We start from the raw sequence: 19,750 nt of genomic DNA, 5'->3' as shown, positions 1-19,750 counted from the left end.
TTATTATTATTAATTGTTATTTGAACTATGCTTCAGCTAACATTTTTTCACCAGCATCAATTGCTTCTTGAATTGAACCTCTAAGGTTAAATGCTGCTTCAGGATATTTATCTAACTCACCGTCCATAATCATATTAAATCCTTTAATAGTGTCTTTAATATCAACTAAACAACCAGGAATACCCGTAAATTGTTCAGCTACGTGGAAAGGCTGAGATAAGAAACGTTGTACACGACGTGCTCTATGAACTACTAATTTATCTTCTTCAGATAATTCTTCCATACCTAAAATTGCGATAATATCTTGTAATTCTTTATAACGCTGTAAAATTTCTTTTACTCTTTGTGCTGTATTATAATGCTCATCACCTAAAACTTCAGCAGATAAAATTCTTGAAGTAGAATCTAAAGGATCTACTGCAGGATAAATACCTAATTCTGCAATTTTACGAGATAATACTGTAGTTGCATCTAAGTGGGCAAATGTTGTTGCTGGTGCTGGATCTGTTAAATCATCCGCAGGTACATAAACTGCTTGTACAGATGTAATAGAACCTTTTTTAGTTGAAGTAATACGCTCTTGCATTGCTCCCATCTCTGTTGCTAAAGTTGGTTGGTAACCTACTGCTGATGGCATACGACCTAATAATGCCGATACTTCAGAACCTGCTTGTGTAAAACGGAAAATGTTATCTACGAAGAAAAGAACGTCTTTTCCTTGTGCTTCTCCTGCTCCATCACGAAAATATTCAGCAATTGTTAAACCAGATAATGCAACACGTGCACGTGCTCCAGGTGGCTCATTCATTTGTCCAAATACGAAAGTTGCTTTAGAGTCTCTCATTCCAGGCTTATCAACTTTAGATAAATCCCATCCTCCTTCTTCCATAGAGTGCATAAAATCATCACCATACTTGATAATCCCAGACTCTAACATTTCTCTAAGTAAATCATTACCCTCACGAGTTCTTTCACCAACTCCTGCAAATACAGATAAACCTCCGTGTCCTTTTGCAATATTGTTAATTAACTCTTGAATTAATACTGTTTTACCAACTCCTGCTCCACCAAATAATCCAATTTTACCTCCTTTTGCGTAAGGCTCAATTAAATCAATTACTTTAATTCCTGTAAACAATACTTCAGTAGAAGTTGACAGTTCATCAAACTTAGGTGCTTGACGGTGGATAGATAATCCAGCATCGCCAGTTTTAGGTAAATCACCTAAACCATCAATAGCTTCACCTGTTACGTTAAATAAACGTCCGTAAATATCATTCCCTATTGGCATTTGAATAGGATTTCCAGTAGCGATTACTTCTGTACCTCTACTTAATCCATCAGTAGCATCCATTGAAATGGTACGTACTGTATCTTCTCCAACATGTTGTTGAACTTCTAAAACCAAAATTGAACCATCAGCTTTTTTAATTTCTAACGAATCGTAGATTTTTGGCAATTCAGCATTTTCTGTATTAAACTCAACATCGATAACTGGACCAATAATTTGAGAAACTTTACCTGTTATTGTAGACATTACTATATGTAATTAAAGTTATTTAATTTGCTATGTGGGCTTTAGCCCTTTTTTCAAGGTGCAAAGGTAATTTTTTTAACGGAATTTAAAAAGACTTTTAAGCTATTTTTATTAAAAAATTGCATAAAAAAAGCCTCACAATTTGTGAGGCTTTCATTTTATTTTGTGATTAATTAAATTACTCAGCTAATTTAATCTCTACACGTCTGTTTTGAGCTCTTCCTGCTCTTGTTTTGTTGTCAGCGATTGGGTAATCTTCACCAAATCCTGCAGAAGTTAATCTACCAGCGTCGATTCCTGCCTTTTTTACTAAATAATCTACAACAGCTTTAGCTCTTTTTTCAGAGATTCTTTTGTTTGTAGATGCTCTACCGCTACTATCAGTATGACCTTGAATACTAAATTTAGCTTTAGCATGCTCTTTCATGATTGCAGCAATTAAGTCTAATTTTTGAGAAACTCCAGGTCTAAACGTTGTTCTTCCTGAGTTAAAGTAAATAGCTTTTGCAAAATCATTTAATTTCTTTTCAGCTGCTTTAGTAAGCATTACTTCTGGACATCCATTGTTAGAAGCAACTCCTGCTTCGTTAGGACATTTATCATCTTTATCTAATACACCGTCTCCGTCTGTATCTGGCCAAGGACATCCTCCATTTTCAACTGGACCTGCAACATTTGGACATTTATCATCTTTATTAACTACACCGTCTCCATCAGTATCAGGACATCCGTTGTTAGCTTTAGTTCCTTTTTCAGTAGGACATGCATCATCTTTATCAGCAATACCATCACCATCAGTATCAGGACATCCGTTTAAAGCAGCTAAACCAGCAACTTCTGGACATGCATCATCTGCATCTTTGATTCCGTCTCCATCAGTATCAGGACAACCATCAAATTCTTTTAAACCAGCAACTTCTGGACATGCATCGTTTTTATCAAAAACACCATCACCATCAGTATCAGTACCTCCAAATTTGAATACTAAACCAATTGAGTGTTGATAATGACCTCTTACTGCATCGCTAAAATCATGCTTAGCTCCTGTTTGAAAGTTTAAACCTAAATTTTCGTTTAACCACATATTAAAACCAGCACCAGCATTTAACATACCAGCTCCTTCAGAATCAATAGAAGTATAACCTCCCCCTAAATAAATATACGGATCAAAATACTGAGAAGTTCCTTTAAAAATCATATTTACTAAAGGATCTAAATCATACTTTACATTTACATCAATTGCATAGTATAAAAAATCTACATCTTCACCCCATGGCCCAGTTTCGATTTTATTTAAAGACCCAGCTAATTGCAATGTAAATCCATCATTTAAATACTTCTCTCCAGAAATCCTAGAAATAGATGGTAATATATTCCAATCTGAAGTACCTAATCCATCTTTAATTAGATTATCGAATGCTCTACCACCTCTCATATCGACAGCATTTACACCGAAACCTACTACCCACGGATTATCTGAATCCTGTGCGTTTATCGTCCCTAAAGTAGCGAACGTAAACAAAGCTATCACAGCTAATTTGATTTGTTTCATTATAAAAAATTTAAATTAAAAGTTCGTTTATATATTACGCAAATGTAAGTTGTTAAAACTTATTTACAAAAACAAATCTACGAAAAGTTATAATATTTACAAGTTTCCACTAAATTCCTTTAAATTACGTTAAGTTCTTTTCCTACTTTTATAAAAGCATTAATGGCTTTATCTAAATGTTCTTTTTTATGCGCTGCAGATAATTGTACTCGTATCCTTGCTTTTTCTTTTGGCACTACAGGAAAGAAAAAACCAATTACATAAATACCTTCATCTAATAATTTGTTTGCCATGTTTTGAGAAAGTTTTGCATCATATAGCATAACAGGTACAATTGCTGCGTCTGCCCCTACTAAATCAAAACCTGCTTTTTCCATTTCTGTACGAAAATAGTTAGTATTCCATTCTAACTTATCACGTAATGAAGTATCGTTTGATAATAAATCGAATACTTTTAAAGACGCTCCTACAATTGCGGGTGCTAATGAATTTGAAAATAAATACGGACGAGAACGTTGACGTAATATTTCAATTATTTCTTTCTTACCTGTTGTATAACCTCCCATGGCACCACCAAGCGCTTTTCCTAAAGTACCTGTTACGATATCAACACGATCCATCACGTTTTTTAGCTCTACAGTTCCTCTACCTGTTTTACCTATAAATCCGGCTGCATGACATTCATCAACCATTACCAACGCATCGTATTTATCTGCTAAATCACAAATTTCATCTAGCTTTGCTACAATTCCGTCCATAGAAAAAACTCCATCAGTAACAATAATTTTAAAACGATGCCCTTGTTTATTCGCTTCAATCAGTTGCTCCTCTAAAGAACTCATGTCATTATTATTATAACGATAACGTGCTGCTTTACACAAACGAACTCCATCAATAATAGACGCATGATTTAAACTATCAGAAATAATTGCATCTTCTTTTGTTAATAAGGGCTCAAAAACACCACCATTTGCATCAAAAGCTGCTGCATATAATATGGTATCTTCTGTGGTATAAAAATTAGCTATTTTTTGTTCTAATTGCTTATGAATATCTTGAGTACCACAAATAAAACGTACAGATGACATTCCGAAACCGTGGGTATCCATAACATCTTTTGCTGCTTGAATTACTTCTGGATGATTTGACAACCCTAAATAATTATTTGCACAAAAATTTATTACTTCTTCTCCTGTTGATATTTTAATTACCGCATCTTGAGATGATGTAATAATTCTTTCCGACTTATATAACCCAGCATCTTTAATGTTCTGAATTTCTTTTTGTAGTTGTTCTTTTATTTTTCCGTACATATTATTCGTTGTAAAATTTAAAGATTCAAAGTTAAAAAAGTTTTAAACTTCTTCAACCAAAATATCTTCATTAATATATATGAGTAGTTTTTTTGCTACTTTAAAATTCATCGATTTTAAAACTCGTTCGTAACGTAATAATTGTTGATGATAACTTTTAGATGGTTTTCCTGTTTTATAATCAATAATTACAATTTCATTATTATGATAAACCAATCGATCTGGAATCATAATTTGATTATCAACATCTACAATTTCTCTCTCATTATATATCGTTACATTTTTTAAGTAATATTCTTTTAACTTCGGATGGTTTACAATTTTTAAAATATCATTCTCAATTAAAACAGCTTGTTCTTTATCAATTACTCCTTGTTGTTTATATTGATTTACAATTTTACAAACATCATTATTTGTAAAAATTTTTGCCATCATTTCATGAATTAAGTTTCCAAACTCAATTGCTTTTCCTTGTTCGGTATTCCATAATTTTGATGCACTTGCCAACATTTTAATATTATGCGTTTGCCAAGATGTAGAAATAAATTCTTCTTGATTTTCTGATAACGAAGCATTTTCTTCCTCTTCACTCATTCTCTTTTCGTCACCAAAAGAATAATCTAATTGCCCATCATTCCAAAGATTTTTTTCTTTTAAATAATTGATAAAAATCCCCGAATAATAATTGGTGTTTTCTTCTCCGCTCGATTTAATTCTGTATTCAGCAACAATATGCAATTGCTCCACCGCACGCGTTAAAGCAACATATAAAAGATTAAAATTATCTAACTCTAATTCTTCTCTTTGATGATGAAATATTTCGGCACTTTTTTCATTTATATATTGCAAATCCTTATTAAAAGGAATTAATAATTCTTTAAAATTACTATAATCACTTGGCAATTCGTCCAACCAAACTTTCGGGTTTATTTGATGATAAATATCTAAATCGTACGGAAAAATAACTACAGGAAACTCTAATCCTTTTGATTTATGAATCGTCATTACCTGAACTGCATTTCCACCTTCTGGCACAACAATGCTTAATTTGCTTTTTTTATCATCCCAAAAATCTAAAAACTCTTGAATACTCGTTCCTTTTCGTTGCTGTTCTAAAACCACATCTAAAAAAAACTGCACATAGGCATCCGAAGAATTTATCAGTTTAAAACTCCTGATAATTTCTTCTACTTTCTCGTAAAATGGTAGTTGATAAAAAGCAACCAAATCAAAAAAGATGTTATAATTTTTAAACTCCTTAAAAATTGCTTCGTTAGGTTGGTGAATTAAACCTGAAATAAACGAATGCTTATCCGTTTTTAATACCAAATGATCGTGTAAAAAATAAAGAACCTCCAATAAAGTTTCTTTATCATCTTGATGTTGAATTACCTGTAACACATCAATAATAAAATTAACTTTCGAGCTATTTTCTAACAATAAAGTTTCTGATGAAATAATATTAATTCCGTTTTCTGATAAATAATTAGCAACAGCAATTCCATCTTTTTTCTTACGCACTAACACACAAATTTCATTTAAAGAAAAATCAGATTCGATACTCTTAATTTTCTCTAAAATTTTCTTCGGATATTTTAAAAGCTCCTCATCTTTTTCTTCTTCTTTGTCTAAAAAAGACAACGAAACAAATCCGCCTTTTTTAGCAGTTGTCAACTGTTTATTTCCGTCAATAAACAACTGTTTATAATCCTCTTTTTGAAGAAAATTTGAGGTGTGCTGAAAAAACTGATTATTAAAATCAATTACCTCACTAAAACTTCTAAAATTGGTTTCTAGTGTTTTTATTTCTTTATCAATATGAAACGGATTTTCTGTTGCAGAACCTAAAGAAATAAATTGTTCAGCCTTACCGCCACGCCAACGATAAATAGCTTGTTTACCATCGCCAACCAACATTAAATTACTATTTTCTTGCGCTAATGCATTGTCTATTAACGGAATTATATTTTGCCACTGCAACACCGAAGTATCTTGCATTTCATCAATAAAATAATGCATAAATCGTTGCCCAATTCGTTCATAAATAAATGGCGCTGGCTGGTCTTTTATATTATCAGAAATTAACTGATTAAACTCTGCATTTAATCGAATATTATTATCTTCTTTTATTGAAGTTAATTCAAAATTAATATAATTTAAAACGGCTAATGGAATAATACTTTTTAAGGCCAATTTGTTCATTAAAAACTGCTGATACATTTGCTCAGATTCAGTATATAATTTTAATAATGCTGGCAAAACATTTTCAATACTGTTTTTTATCGCATCAGATTTAGACTTTGCGTAAAAATTATTTTCTTCAATACGTTCACGCAATTTAGATTCTTCAAAAAACTTTGCTTTTTCTGGGTTTTGAGACAAAGCCAAAAAATGATTCGGAAACATTGATCTGTAAAAATCTTTATGATTTAATTCTTCAGATGCTATAATTTGTAATCCTTCTTTTCCTATGGTTATAAATCGAGCTTTAAGTTCTTTTTGATGTTTTGACAACTTACTTTTCAATCCCGTAAAATCTGCTAGTTTTTTATCGGCTAATTCTCTAAAATGTTTGGTATCATCTTCGTTTAATAAAATTTTAGAAAACTCATTTAATTCACGTGAAATATCCCAAGATTTATCATCGTCAGCTTTATCAAGCGAAAAATCTATCAATAATTTAGTTAAATCTTTATCTGTACCAATTTTAGAAATCAACACATCTACCGCTTCGTTTAATAAGGAAACAGCGTCCATTTCTACTTCAAAGTTTAAAGGCAAACCTAAATCGTACGCAAAACTTTTTATAATTTTATGCGTAAAACTATCAATGGTTGTTATTGAAAAAGCTGAGTAATTTTGCAGAATTGCATCTAATATTTTTTCACTTCTTTCTTTTACTGTCGATTTATCAATAGTAATTTCGTTGCTAATTATTTTAAACAAATCGTTTTCTTTTCCTTCAGAAAATTCTTGTAAATTTTTTAACACACGTTCTTTCATTTCACCAGCAGCTTTATTGGTAAACGTAATGGCTAGTATTTTTTGAAAGCTAAAAATATCATCAGAAGTTAATAATACTTTTAAATATTCTTTAACCAACGTAAATGTTTTACCACTACCGGCAGACGCGTTATATACTTGAAAATTTGATTGATTTTGCACAGGAAATTTTTACTGCAAAATAGCTTTTTTTACTACGAAAAGCAAGAACAGATGCTAATGGTATTTTATAAAAAAACGGAGCTATATTTTAAAAATACAGCTCCGTTTTGGTAGATAAACTTATTATTTTCTATCCTAATCCAACATCTAAAGACATCATTACAATAAATCCGCCAATAAAACCTAAAGTAGCAATATCAGTATATTTATCACGTTGCGTTTCTGGAATTACTTCTTCAACCACCACAAAAATCATCGCTCCGGCTGCAAATGCCAATGCGTAAGGTAAAATTGGTGTAAAAAATGATACTGCAATTGCTCCTAAAACTGCTGCAATTGGCTCTACAACTGCTGATAATTGCCCGTACCAAAAACTTTTTCTTCTACTAACACCTTGTCTACGCAACGGCATTGCTACTGCAAATCCTTCAGGAAAATTTTGAATTCCGATACCAATTGCCAGCGAAATTGCAGCGATAATCATTTCTGTTTGCTCTACCCCAACCAATGTTGAAGCCGCACCGAATAAAACTCCAACTGCCAATCCTTCAGGAATATTATGTAATGTAATTGCTAAAGTTAACAAGGTTGTTTTATGCCAATCGGTTTTAACCCCTTCTACTTCGTTGTCTTTAAAATTAATATGTAAATGTGGTAATAATTTATCCATTCCAAAAAGCGCCAAAGCCCCCAAACCAAATCCAATTGCTGATGGTAATACCTTTACAAAACCTTCTCCTGGACTATTATCTATCGCAGGCGCTAACAAACTCCAAAAACTTGCCGCCACCATTACACCTCCTGTAAAACCTAACATTCCGTCTAAAACAGCACGATTCATTTTTTTAAAAAAGAACACTAAACTTGCTCCTAACGCTGTTAATCCCCAAGTAAAAAGCGATGCGTATAACGCTGCTTGTATAGGATGTTCTTTACCAAAAGCTACTATTTGATCAAATGTACTCATGTTTTTGTTTTAAAAATTATGTTGTTTTTTGAATGTATAAATTGTTCGCAATTTTATTTGAAATCGTAAGCAATTGCCCTTCCATTTCTATTGCAAAAGAACCATCAAAAGGTTCAATACTTATTATTTTAATTTGTTTTCCTAAAGCGATTCCTTGTTTATCTAAAAACTGTAAAAATTCTGATGAACTATCGTCAACACCTACACAAACTCCGCTTTCTCCTTTTATTAAGGTTGATAATAAACTTTTTTCAATAACCTGTAAATTTCCTTCATTATCAGGAATTGGGTCTCCATGCGGATCTCTTTTAGGATGCCCTAAAAAGGCATCTAACTCATTAATTAATTTTGGTGATTTTATATGTTCTAACTGCTCTGCAACTTCATGAACCTCATCCCAAGAAAAATTTAGTTTCTCTACTAAAAAAACCTCCCATAAACGATGCTTTCTTACAATGTTTACAGCAATTTTTTTTCCAAAACTTGTTAATGTTACTCCTTGATATTTTTTATAAACTACCACTTTTTTGTCGGATAGTTTTTTAATCATATCGGTAACCGAAGATGCTTTTGTCGCTAATTTTTTAGCAATTGCATTGGTGCTAATTCCTTTTTTAGAATCGGTTGCTAAATGATAAATAGCTTTTATATAATTTTCTTCAGACTGACTAAACATCTTGTTTTTTTAGATATGCAAATATATAAATTTTGATTTATAAAAACATATTTTTAGACAAGACTAAAAATATGTTTACATTTGCAAAAATTTCAATTCACAACCACCTGATGAAAAACCACTTATTTTTAATTATTCTGCTTGCAACTACACTTGTAAATGCACAAACTATTAAGGGAAAAATAACCAATACAAAAGGAGAAGCTATTTCTTTTGCAAACCTTGTTATTAAAGGTACTAATACAGGTGTAGTTGCTGATGAAAATGGTAATTATGAATTAAAAACCATCAAAAAAAACTTAGTTATTATTGCTTCATCTATCGGGTTTTTAACCAACAGAAAAAACATTACTGTAAAATCATCCGAAGAAAAAATAGTGAATTTTACGCTCACTGAACACGACGACTTACTTGATCAAGTTACAGTAACTGGTACAAGAACCGACAGGCGAAGCACTAAAAATCCTGTAATTGTAAATGTAATTAATAGCGAAACCTTAGCCAACGTACAAGCTTGTAACTTATCTGAAGGTTTAAAATTTCAAACAGGGTTACGTGTTGAAACCGATTGCCAAACTTGTAATTACACACAGTTACGCATGAACGGTTTGGCTGGCGGATATTCGCAAATATTAATTAACGGTCGCCCAATTTTTAGTCCGTTAACTGGCTTGTATGGTTTAGAGCAAATTCCGACAAATATGATTGATCGTATTGAGGTTGTTCGCGGTGGCGGATCTGCCTTATATGGTTCGAGTGCTATTGGCGGAACGGTAAATGTAATTACCAATATTCCTAAAAAAGATGATTATAGTATTGGATATACTTATCAGAATTTAAAAGGTACTTCTGACCATATTATTAGCGGAAATGCAACTGTTGTTAATGAGGATAAAAATGCTGGTATTTCGTTTTTTATCAATAATAGAGCTCGAGAAATTTACGACGCTAATGGCGATAATTTTTCTGAACTTCCGCAGTTAAAAAATAACTCATTTGGTACGAATTTATTTTTTTTACCTACCGAAAATCAAAAACTAGAAATTAATTTTAGTAAAATGAATGAATATCGTTACGGAGGCGAAATGATTAAAAACGCACCTCATTTTGCCCTTCAATCCGAAGAAAGAACGCACGATGTATATGCTGGTAATGTTGATTATCAAATTAATTTTAATGAAGATAAAAGTTCGCTGATTACTTATTTTTCAGCACAATACACAGACCGAGAACATTATACAGGAATAAGACCTGACATTGGCACCCCAGAAGACATGAACCACTTGGTAAATCCGCCTTACGGAAATTCTGAAACCACAACTTTACAAGGTGGATTACAATTAAACCATAAAATAGATGCCTTTTTAAAAGGTAATAATGTTTTAACAGTGGGAACTGAATTTGTGCAAGACGATGTGTACGACGAAATTACGGCTTATCAATACACCGTAGATCAGGTTACCCAAAACTATGGTTTCTTTTTTCAGAGCGATTGGGAAATAGATGATAAATGGAATTTACTTGCCGGAGTACGTTATGATTATCACAAATTAGATGCCTTAAAAAAAGATGGAACTAGAAGATATATCACTAACAATGTTGCGAGTCCGAGAGTTTCTTTATTATTTAAACCTTTTAATAAAACACAATTAAGAGCTACTTGGGGAACCGGATTTAGAGCTCCGCAAGCTTTTGATACCGATTTGCACATTGCCTTTGCTGGTGGAGGAATATCAAGAGTTCAACTTGCTGAAAATTTAAAAAGAGAACGCTCTAATAGTTACACGGTTTCTTTTAATTATGACCAACCAACCGAACATTATATTTATGGTTTTACGGTTGAGAGTTTTTACACAAACCTACAAGATGCTTTTTATTTAGAAGCTATTGGAGAAGATCAGTTTGGAGAAGTTTTTGAAAAAAGAAATGGTGACGGAGCTGTAGTTAAAGGAATTACTTTAGAAACTCGATTAAACTACGACGGAATTATTCAGTTTGATGCAGGATTTACTTATCAATCTAGTACCTATAATACTGCTGTAAATAATTCGGATATTTTAACGCCTAAAAAAGAATTTTTGCGCACACCTACTACTTACGGATATGCTACGGCTACTTTTACACCAAATCAAAAATTTAAAACAGCCTTAAATTTAGTGTATACTGGCACCATGAATGTGCTTCATTTAGCATCAACTAATAACTTAATTGAAGATGAATACTTTAAGTCTCCTTCATTTTTTAATTTAGGAATCAACACTAGCTATAAGTTTAAAGTAGAAAAACTAAAAACCAATATTGAAGTTACAGCTGGTATTAAAAACATCTTCGACCATTATCAATCTAAATTTGATATTGGTAAAGAACGTGATAGTAATTTTATATACGGGCCTGCAAATCCTAGAACTTACAGCTTAGGAGTTAAAATATTTAAATAACTCATTAACACCTATAACATACTAAAAGAGGGAAACTTACATAAGTTTTCCTCTTTTAGCATAATCTACAATTAATACTCCCGTAACATAACCCACTTTGGTTAACATTTAATAAACATTCTAATAAAACAAGCATAATTTACTCCTAACATTAGTTTTACAATATAACACCAGATTTGCAGTGTATTTAAGAACTCAAGTTAGTTATAATGAAAAAATTAATAGTAATTACTCTTTTAAGCCTTTGCAATTTTGTTTATTCACAAGACAAAGGAGCTGTTTCTGGAACCGTTACAGATAAAGAGATGAACAACGAAGCATTGCCTTTTGCCAATGTTTTTATTAAAGGAACTTCAATCGGAGCTACAACCGATTTTGATGGTAAATATACCCTTAACGTTCCTGTAGGAAACCAAACCATTGTTTTTAGTTTTGTAGGTTATCAAACTATAGAAAAACAAATTATTGTTAAAGCTAATGAAGTTTTAACCGTTAGTCAATCTTTAGGCGCTAATGAAGGTGTTGCTTTAGATGAAGTATTAATTAAAGCCAGCACAAGTAAAGATAAAGCGAGTGCTTTATTATTAGATCAAAAAAAGGCTGTTGTAATTAAAGAAAGTATTGGTGCCGAAGAATTATCGGCAAAAGGTATTTCTGATGCTGCAGGAGCTGTTGCTAAAATATCAGGAGTTTCTAAACAAGAAGGCTCTAGCAATGTATATGTTCGTGGATTGGGAGATCGTTATTTAAACACAACTATGAACGGACTTTCATTACCTTCAAATAATATTGCAAAGAAAAACATCGATTTAAATTTATTTCCTTCGGATATTATTCAAAACGTATCTATTAGTAAAGCTTATTCTTCTAATTTTTATGGTGATTTTGCCGCAGGTAATATCGATGTATCATCAAAAGAATACAAAGGAAATGGATTTATTGAAGTAAATGTTGGCTCAGGTGTAAACTCTAGAGCAATGGGCGAAGATTTTAAGAAAAGTGAAGGAACTGGTAATTTTGGTTATTACAATCGTTTTAATCACGATCCGTTTGCGGTAGTACTTTCCCACGGAGTGGATCCTGTAAATACAGGAAGTCCAATTAATAATTCAATCGGAATTAACGCTGGTAAATCATTCGATTTTAAAGATGAATCTAGATTAAGCCTTTTCGGAACTGCTTCTTTTAGTAGGGATTTTGAATATAGAGAAGGACCATTGGTTGATTTTTCGAACGTATTTAAAAAAGAATATCCAAACGCAAAAGAATACAAATATTCAACCTCAACAACAGCCATGTTAAGTGCTTTGTATAGAATTAATAGTAATAACAAAGTAAAATTTACTTCACTATTTTTAAATAATTCTGGTGATGAAGTTGGTTACTACGGATATAGAGGTTTAGGTAAAAACAGAGATGCTTTAAGAAATACTGATGAAGGTTTTTACCAAATGAATGTACAGTACAATCAAGATTTAGTTTTTGTAAATCAATTAACTGGAGAGCATAAATTTGAAGACAGTAAATTTAAAGTAAGCTGGGGAATTGGATATAACAACGTATTTGCACACGAACCAGATAGAAAAAGAATTAGTTTAGAAAACTTTCAAAACACCTTAGACAACGATCCAAATACAAACGCTGTATTTTACACTAACAACTCGTTTGACAACCAACGTTATTTTCAAAAAATTATCGATGAAGAGTTAAATAGTAGAGTTAGTTTAGCCTATAAAGCTAATGAAAAATTAACGTTTAACTTCGGATATAACGGAAGAACTAAAGAAAGAGATTTTAAAAATATTAGATATGGTTACGATATTTTAAATAAGCAGTTTGCGGTAACAGATGTACATAATTTTGATGCTATTTTTAATGTTAACAACGCACAGATATTTAAAAATGACACAGGAAAGTTATTTAAACTAGATGTTTTTAGAAAATTACCTGGTTTTCAAAACAGCAACATTGCAAGTTTACCTGGTTTAGACGAAAATACTTATAATGGTAAATTAAACATACACGCTGGTTTTGTTTCTGCTGAAATTAAAGCGGGCGAAAAATGGATGTTTGTTCCTGGTGTAAGAGTAGAATCTTTTAATCAAGATATTACTTACAACGTAATTAACATCAACCCAAACGATCCTGGATTTAGAAATGCTTCTGAAACCTTTTTCTTACCTAGTTTAAACGTAAAATATGCTTTAAACGAAGATCAAAACGTACGTTTTAACTTTAGTCAAACAGTATCAGTTCCAGAATTTAAAGAAGTTGCGCCTTTTATTTACGAAGGTATCGGACAAAGAGTGGGTGGTAATCCAGATTTATTAAACAATCCATCATACTCTAAAATCTTTAATTTAGATTTAAAATACGAGTGGTTTATTTCTAGAGACGAATTACTTTCGGTTGGTTTATTTGGTAAACAAATTAACGATCCTGTAAACTTAGTAATTGCAAACAGTGCTGCCGGAGACCAACGTTATTTTAGATCTGGTGATAAAGCAACCGTTGCAGGTATTGAACTTGAAGCGCGTAAAAACATTGTAAAAAACGACGATGAAGATACAGTATTAGCTGCCGGATTTAATTTTACTTACATGTACACCAATCAAGATTTAAAAGAAAATGTAAGCGGAGTTTCAGGTTACAGTACTACTTTTAATAGAGATAGCGACGAGCTACAAGGAGCTTCTCCTTTTTTAATCAACGCAAACGTAAATTATACACCTGTACATTTTAAAAACTACAAACCTATTACCTCTTTAGTATTCTCTTACTTTTCAGACAGAATAGATGCCTTAGGTGCTGGTTCGTTAGGGAATATTATTGAAAAAGGAATACCAACACTAGATTTTGTTTGGAAAAACAAGTTTGGCGAAAAACTAGAAGTAACCTTAAAAGCCAAAAATCTACTAGATCCATCAATAAAAAGAGTACGTGAAAATACATCAATAGGCGATGTGGTTTTATCTGAATATAAAAGAGGAACCAATATTAGCTTAGGACTTAAATATAAATTTTAACACAAAAACATAACTTAAAATACAATTAAACTTTAAAACGATGAAAAATAATTTTTTATTAGGATTAGCTTTAGCTGCAACAGTATTCACTTCTTGTGGAGATGACGATACTGCTGATATTATTATTAATGACAACAGTACAACAAATAATACTACTGGTGGCGGATCAACAAACAATAATGCTATTGAAATTAACGGTAATTATGCTGCTGATTTAACTTTAGATGCTACTAAATCTTACTTAGTTACCGGACCAACAATTTTTGAAGCCGGAACTACTTTAACTATTCCTGCCGGAACAGTAATTAAAACTGCTGCAACTGGTGCCGATGTATATGTAGCAATTGCTCAAGGAGCAAAAATTATGGCAGAAGGTACTGCAAGTCAACCAATTATTTTTACTTCTAATGCAACAACACCAAATGCAGGTGATTGGGGTGGATTAATTTTATTAGGTAAAGCACCTATTAACTCGGTAACAGGTGGTACTGCTACTTCTACATCAGAAATTGCAAGTTTACCTTACGGTGGTGATATTGCTGATGATAATTCTGGTACATTACGTTATGTAAGAGTAGAATATTCTGGTGGTAAAGCAGATGGATCATCTGAAAATAACGGATTTTCTTTCTACGGAGTTGGTAACAAAACTACGGTAGAATACATTCAAATGTTTGAAGGAAAAGACGATGGTGTTGAGTTTTTTGGTGGTACAGTAAACGTAAGTAACGTATCTGTAGTAAATGCTGAAGATGATTCTATCGACTGGACAGAAGGATATTCAGGTACTATTACTGATGCTTACGTAAAGCACGGAACGGACCACGATAAAGGATTTGAATGTGATGGATACAATACAGACATCGGAAACTTATCTAGTACTAATTTCTTTTCTAAACCAACTATTACCAATGTAACTATTGAAGGTTTAGGTTCTGGTACAGCTAACGAAGCAATTCGTTTAAGAGCAGGTACTCAAGGAATTTTTTCAAACGTTTTACTAATCGGTTTTGCAGAAGGATTTGATCTTGATGGTGATGATACAGATAACCCAACTGGTAAAGGTGTAACAGACGGAAACTTAAAAGCTACTGATGTAAAATTTGATGACGTTACTGTAAAAGTAAAAAACGATACAGGTGTTGCTTTTGCTAATGCTGATTTTGTAACAGAAAACACTGCTGCAACTGGTACAGATTATGCTTCTTGGGGAGCAAACTGGACAAGACAGTAAAACTTCTTTTTTAATCATAAAAAACCTCAAACTATGTATAATGGTTTGAGGTTTTTACTTTCTAATTTTTATTATAACTCAACATTAAAAGTTCATTTACTATAACTTCTGTTATATAGCGTTTATCTCCTGTAGAAGTTTCATAAGAGCGTGAAGTTAATTTTCCTTCAATCATAATTTCTTTTCCTTTGGTTACATATTTTTCAACAATTTCGGCAGTTTTATTCCACGCAACAAGATTATGCCATTGTGTATCTGTTACTTTTTCTCCTGCCGAATTTTTATAAACCTCGTTGGTTGCTATTGAAAATTTTGCTAATTTCTTTCCACTTTCTAAAGTAATAATCTCAGGATCCTTTCCTAAATTTCCTATTAACTGTACTTTGTTTTTTAGTGCGTTCATCGTATTTATTTTTTTGTTAAACAGTTAAGACATGCCATTCAAACGAATTGACTTTGCAAAGATGAAACACAACTTAAATTAAAATCGGTTAGTAATCGTTTGTTTTCGCTTACAAATGAATGTAAACATTTAATTAATTTTAATACCTTTGTTTTCAAATAGATAACTATGAAGTTTTATTTAGAAACTGAGCGATTAATTTTAAGAGAGATTAAAAAATCGGATGTTAACGGTATTTTCGAATTAGATTCAAACCAAAAAGTACATCAATATTTAGGTAACAACCCGATAAAAACAAAGTTACAAGCCGAAGAAAACATTCTGTTTATTCAAAAACAATACAAAGAATTAGGGATTGGACGATTTGCCTGTATAGAAAAAAGTAGCGGAAATTTTATAGGTTGGTCTGGCTTAAAATTAAATACCGGAGAAAAAGAAAAATTAAACGGTTATCAAAATTTTATTGACATCGGTTATCGTTTTATTCCAAAATACTGGGGCAAAGGTTATGCTTCTGAAACTGCTATTGCTTGTTTAAATTTCGGATTTACAGAAATGAATTATGATATTATTTACAGTGCAGCTGATGTTAAAAATATTGGTTCAAATAAAATTTTAAGAAAAATCGGACTTCAATTTGTAAACGAATTTGATTATAAAGAAGTAAAAGTTAATTGGTATCAACTAAAAAAAACCGATTATGGAAAATAAAAAGTGCTTAGAATGTGGAGATAAAGTTATTGGCAGAATTGATAAAAAATTCTGCTCTGATTATTGCCGAAATACTTATAATAATAAGGTAAATAAAGAAAGTAAAAATTTAATTAGAAATACAAATAATAGATTACGTAAAAATTACAAAATACTAACCGAACTTAATGTTTCGGGCAAAACAAAAGTAACTAGACGAAAATTATTTGATAAAGGATTCGATTTTAAATTTATTACCTCAATTTATCAAACAAAAACAGGCAATGTTTATTATTATGTTTATGATCAAGGCTATTTAGAGTTAGAAAATGAATTATTCTTATTAGTTAAGCAAGATTAACTGTTAATCAATAAAATAAACAATTATTTTACCTATTTTTATAGGCTTTTAAAAATTTACTATGAAATCATTAAACAATATACTTGCTGTTATTATTGTTGTTTTAACCGTTTATTGGAGTTATAGCGATATAACACCCACAGTATCTTCTGATAAAACGGAATTAAAAATTACTGATTTCTCTATTAACAATGCGCTTCATCATTTAAAAAACATTTCTCAAAAGGCACATCATACGGGATCGCCCGAGCATAAAATTGTTCAAAATTATATTATTGATGAATTAAAAAAACTAGGTTTAACTGCTGAAATTCAAACGCAAACAGCCATAAATAAAAAATGGAGAGCCAGCACAACTGCCGAAAATATAATTGCTAAAATTAAAGGTACATCAAACGGAAAAGCATTATTACTTTTAACTCATTACGATTCTAATCCACATTCATCATTAGGCGCAAGCGATGCAGGCTCTGGTGTGGTAACAATTTTAGAAGGTCTTAGAGCCTTTTTAGCTAAAAATAAAGAACCAAAAAACGATATTGTAATTCTGTTTTCTGATGCTGAAGAGTTAGGTTTATTAGGTGCTCAGGCATTTGTTGAGAATCATCCACTTGCCAAAAACATTGGATTGGTTTTAAATTTTGAAGCCCGCGGAAGTGGTGGCGCAAGCTATATGTTGATGGAAACAAACGGAAAGAATAAAAAAATATTATCCGAGTTTTTAAAATCTAATCCAACTTATCCGGCAGCAAACTCTTTAATGTACAGTATTTACAAAAAACTGCCCAACGATACCGATTTAACCGTTTTTAGAGAAAATGGAGATATTAACGGATTTAATTTTGCTTTTATTGACGATCATTTTGATTACCATACCGCACAAGATTCGTATGAACGCCTTGATAAAAAAACGTTGCAACATCAAGCTGAATATTTTACTACTTCTCTTAACTATTTTTCAAATTCAGATTTAACAAACACTCATAGCGATAAAGATTATATTTACGTAAACTTTCCGTTTTTAAAACTTTTAAGCTACCCATTTTCATGGGTTTTCCCTATGTTTATATTCGCCTTAATTATTTTTATTGCGATTATTTATTTTGGAATTATTAAGGATAAAATAACAATTAAAGGTCTTTTAAAAGGCTTTATTCCTTACTTAATTTCTTTTAGCCTTTGTATTGGCTTATCGTACGGATTATGGGAATTAATCTTAAAAATCCATCCAGAATACTCAGATATTTTACATGGCTTTACCTACAACGGACATCAATATATAATGGCTTTTGTGTTTTTAAATTGTTGGATTTTATTTAAAACCTACAACCTATTTAAAGATCAAAAAACTACGCATTTATTTATTGCACCTATTTTTATGGGGCTTGTTGTAAATTATTTTATTACGCAAAGTTTACCCGGTGCCGGTTTTTTAATTATTCCTGTTTACATTGCTTTAATCATTTTAGCAATTTTAATGTTTACTGATTTTAAAAGTAGATTTAGCACTGCTCTATTTGCCTTAATTTCTATACCAACAATTTATATGATTGCGCCAATGGTGCAATTATTTCCTATCGCCTTAGGTTTAAAAATATTATTTGTTTCCGGTTTTTTACTAATACTTATCTTCGGATTTATTCTTCCTGTTTTTCATCAACAGAAAGAAAAAAACACCTGGCTTAAAATTACTGGATTTTCTGCTATTGTTTTCTTCGGATTGGCAACCTTTAATAGCGGTTTTTCGATTGATAAGAAAAAACCAAACAGCATTGTTTTTATTCAAAATTCAGATACAAAAACCTCATATTGGGCAACCTACAACAAAACTTTAGATGGTTTTACCAAACAAGTTTTTAAGAACGATTATCTTAAAGGAAATTTACCATCAATAAAAGGTAAGAGCAAATACAATACTAGTTTTAACTTTCATAAAGAGACTGAAAACAAAAATTTTAAACTCTCTAAAATCAAAATAAATGAAGATAAAATTATTGATAATGAAAGAAATTTAAGCTTTACCATTACTCCAAAACGAAATATCAATCGATTTGAATTTAATAATAATGAGAAAATTACTTTAAAAGAATTAAATATAAACGGAGTTTTATACGATAAAGGAAGAAGATTTACGGCTGATGAAGGAACACTTTTAATATACCAAATGGCAAATTCTGATAAAGACTTAACAATTTCTTTTATTGTTGATGAAAATGTTCAGCCAGATATTACATTAAATGAAATTTCGTACGATTTATTATCAAATAAAAAATTTAATTTAAAACCTCGAAGTGAAATAATGATGCCGATGCCTTTTGTGGTTAACGATGCTATTATTTGTTCAAGAAAAATAAAGTTATAAACTATACCGAAAAAGTATTTAAACTT

The 19,750-nt window shown here is 31.4% G+C and carries 13 protein-coding genes; 6 read left to right on the top strand and 7 right to left on the bottom strand.

The features are described from left to right. Positions 1–25 precede the first annotated feature (25 nt). The 6 genes from atpD to ACN5J5_RS06685 all read right to left on the bottom strand — a co-directional run bounded on the left by atpD (position 26) and on the right by ACN5J5_RS06685 (position 9,210). Positions 26–1,537 carry a F0F1 ATP synthase subunit beta gene (gene atpD, locus ACN5J5_RS06710; RefSeq protein ID WP_418644163.1) on the bottom strand — a complete coding sequence of 504 codons (1,512 nt, stop codon included), beginning with the start codon at positions 1,535–1,537 and terminating at the stop codon, positions 26–28. Positions 1,538–1,715: 178 nt separating this feature from the next. After that, a complete protein-coding gene (locus tag ACN5J5_RS06705; RefSeq protein WP_418644162.1) occupies positions 1,716–3,089 on the bottom strand; it encodes an OmpA family protein in 1,374 nt (457 codons plus the stop codon). Positions 3,090–3,208: 119 nt separating this feature from the next. Next, on the bottom strand, positions 3,209–4,402 hold the full coding sequence (gene kbl / locus ACN5J5_RS06700) for a glycine C-acetyltransferase (RefSeq protein WP_418644161.1): 1,194 nt from the start codon (positions 4,400–4,402) through the stop codon (positions 3,209–3,211). A 42-nt stretch (positions 4,403–4,444) separates the two neighbouring features. Then, complete coding sequence (locus ACN5J5_RS06695; RefSeq protein WP_418644160.1) at positions 4,445–7,567, bottom strand: UvrD-helicase domain-containing protein; 3,123 nt, start codon at positions 7,565–7,567, stop codon at positions 4,445–4,447. Positions 7,568–7,697: 130 nt separating this feature from the next. Then, on the bottom strand, positions 7,698–8,534 hold the full coding sequence (locus ACN5J5_RS06690) for a ZIP family metal transporter (RefSeq protein WP_418644159.1): 837 nt from the start codon (positions 8,532–8,534) through the stop codon (positions 7,698–7,700). A 16-nt stretch (positions 8,535–8,550) separates the two neighbouring features. Next, positions 8,551–9,210: a metal-dependent transcriptional regulator gene (locus ACN5J5_RS06685; protein ID WP_418644158.1), complete on the bottom strand. Its 660-nt coding sequence runs from the start codon at positions 9,208–9,210 to the stop codon at positions 8,551–8,553. Positions 9,211–9,320: 110 nt separating this feature from the next. Between ACN5J5_RS06685 and ACN5J5_RS06680 the strand changes: the two genes are divergently transcribed. The 3 genes from ACN5J5_RS06680 (at position 9,321) to ACN5J5_RS06670 (ending at position 15,908) form a co-directional block, all read left to right on the top strand. After that, positions 9,321–11,648: a TonB-dependent receptor gene (locus ACN5J5_RS06680; protein ID WP_418644157.1), complete on the top strand. Its 2,328-nt coding sequence runs from the start codon at positions 9,321–9,323 to the stop codon at positions 11,646–11,648. A 209-nt stretch (positions 11,649–11,857) separates the two neighbouring features. Further along, on the top strand, positions 11,858–14,674 hold the full coding sequence (locus ACN5J5_RS06675) for a TonB-dependent receptor domain-containing protein (RefSeq protein WP_418644156.1): 2,817 nt from the start codon (positions 11,858–11,860) through the stop codon (positions 14,672–14,674). A gap of 40 nt (positions 14,675–14,714) precedes the next feature. Beyond that, on the top strand, positions 14,715–15,908 hold the full coding sequence (locus ACN5J5_RS06670) for a multidrug transporter (protein ID WP_418644155.1): 1,194 nt from the start codon (positions 14,715–14,717) through the stop codon (positions 15,906–15,908). Between the two features lie 61 nt (positions 15,909–15,969). Here ACN5J5_RS06670 and ACN5J5_RS06665 read toward each other — a convergent pair whose 3' ends face one another. Further along, complete coding sequence (locus ACN5J5_RS06665; protein ID WP_418644154.1) at positions 15,970–16,311, bottom strand: single-stranded DNA-binding protein; 342 nt, start codon at positions 16,309–16,311, stop codon at positions 15,970–15,972. 168 nt (positions 16,312–16,479) lie between these two features. Between ACN5J5_RS06665 and ACN5J5_RS06660 the strand changes: the two genes are divergently transcribed. The 3 genes from ACN5J5_RS06660 to ACN5J5_RS06650 all read left to right on the top strand — a co-directional run bounded on the left by ACN5J5_RS06660 (position 16,480) and on the right by ACN5J5_RS06650 (position 19,724). After that, positions 16,480–17,022, top strand: coding sequence for a GNAT family N-acetyltransferase (locus ACN5J5_RS06660; protein WP_418644153.1), 543 nt, complete (start codon positions 16,480–16,482; stop codon positions 17,020–17,022). Next, the gene (locus ACN5J5_RS06655; protein WP_418644152.1) at positions 17,012–17,362 is read left to right on the top strand and encodes a hypothetical protein; all 351 of its coding nucleotides are present in this window, start codon (positions 17,012–17,014) and stop codon (positions 17,360–17,362) included. The genes ACN5J5_RS06660 and ACN5J5_RS06655 overlap by 11 nt, the downstream gene beginning before the upstream one ends. Positions 17,363–17,423: 61 nt before the next feature. Then, positions 17,424–19,724, top strand: a complete 2,301-nt coding sequence (locus ACN5J5_RS06650; RefSeq protein WP_418644151.1) for a M20/M25/M40 family metallo-hydrolase — start codon at positions 17,424–17,426, stop codon at positions 19,722–19,724. The last annotated feature ends 26 nt before the right edge of the window (positions 19,725–19,750 follow it).

The sequence above is a fragment of the Tenacibaculum insulae genome, assembly GCF_964512435.1.
GTDB lineage: Bacteria > Bacteroidota > Bacteroidia > Flavobacteriales > Flavobacteriaceae > Polaribacter > Polaribacter insulae_A.
Note: the sequence above shows the minus strand (reverse complement) of the source record. Positions and strands in the feature narration are given on the sequence as shown.

What these genes read in the sequence shown, in the direction of transcription:
- atpD (WP_418644163.1), bottom strand. Translation starts at nt 1,537, where the DNA reads ATGTCTACAATAACAGGTAAAGTTTCTCAAATTATTGGTCCAGTTATC.
- ACN5J5_RS06705 (WP_418644162.1), bottom strand. Translation starts at nt 3,089, where the DNA reads ATGAAACAAATCAAATTAGCTGTGATAGCTTTGTTTACGTTCGCTACT.
- kbl (WP_418644161.1), bottom strand. Translation starts at nt 4,402, where the DNA reads ATGTACGGAAAAATAAAAGAACAACTACAAAAAGAAATTCAGAACATT.
- ACN5J5_RS06690 (WP_418644159.1), bottom strand. Translation starts at nt 8,534, where the DNA reads ATGAGTACATTTGATCAAATAGTAGCTTTTGGTAAAGAACATCCTATA.
- ACN5J5_RS06685 (WP_418644158.1), bottom strand. Translation starts at nt 9,210, where the DNA reads ATGTTTAGTCAGTCTGAAGAAAATTATATAAAAGCTATTTATCATTTA.
- ACN5J5_RS06680 (WP_418644157.1), top strand. Translation starts at nt 9,321, where the DNA reads ATGAAAAACCACTTATTTTTAATTATTCTGCTTGCAACTACACTTGTA.
- ACN5J5_RS06675 (WP_418644156.1), top strand. Translation starts at nt 11,858, where the DNA reads ATGAAAAAATTAATAGTAATTACTCTTTTAAGCCTTTGCAATTTTGTT.
- ACN5J5_RS06670 (WP_418644155.1), top strand. Translation starts at nt 14,715, where the DNA reads ATGAAAAATAATTTTTTATTAGGATTAGCTTTAGCTGCAACAGTATTC.
- ACN5J5_RS06665 (WP_418644154.1), bottom strand. Translation starts at nt 16,311, where the DNA reads ATGAACGCACTAAAAAACAAAGTACAGTTAATAGGAAATTTAGGAAAG.
- ACN5J5_RS06660 (WP_418644153.1), top strand. Translation starts at nt 16,480, where the DNA reads ATGAAGTTTTATTTAGAAACTGAGCGATTAATTTTAAGAGAGATTAAA.
- ACN5J5_RS06655 (WP_418644152.1), top strand. Translation starts at nt 17,012, where the DNA reads ATGGAAAATAAAAAGTGCTTAGAATGTGGAGATAAAGTTATTGGCAGA.
- ACN5J5_RS06650 (WP_418644151.1), top strand. Translation starts at nt 17,424, where the DNA reads ATGAAATCATTAAACAATATACTTGCTGTTATTATTGTTGTTTTAACC.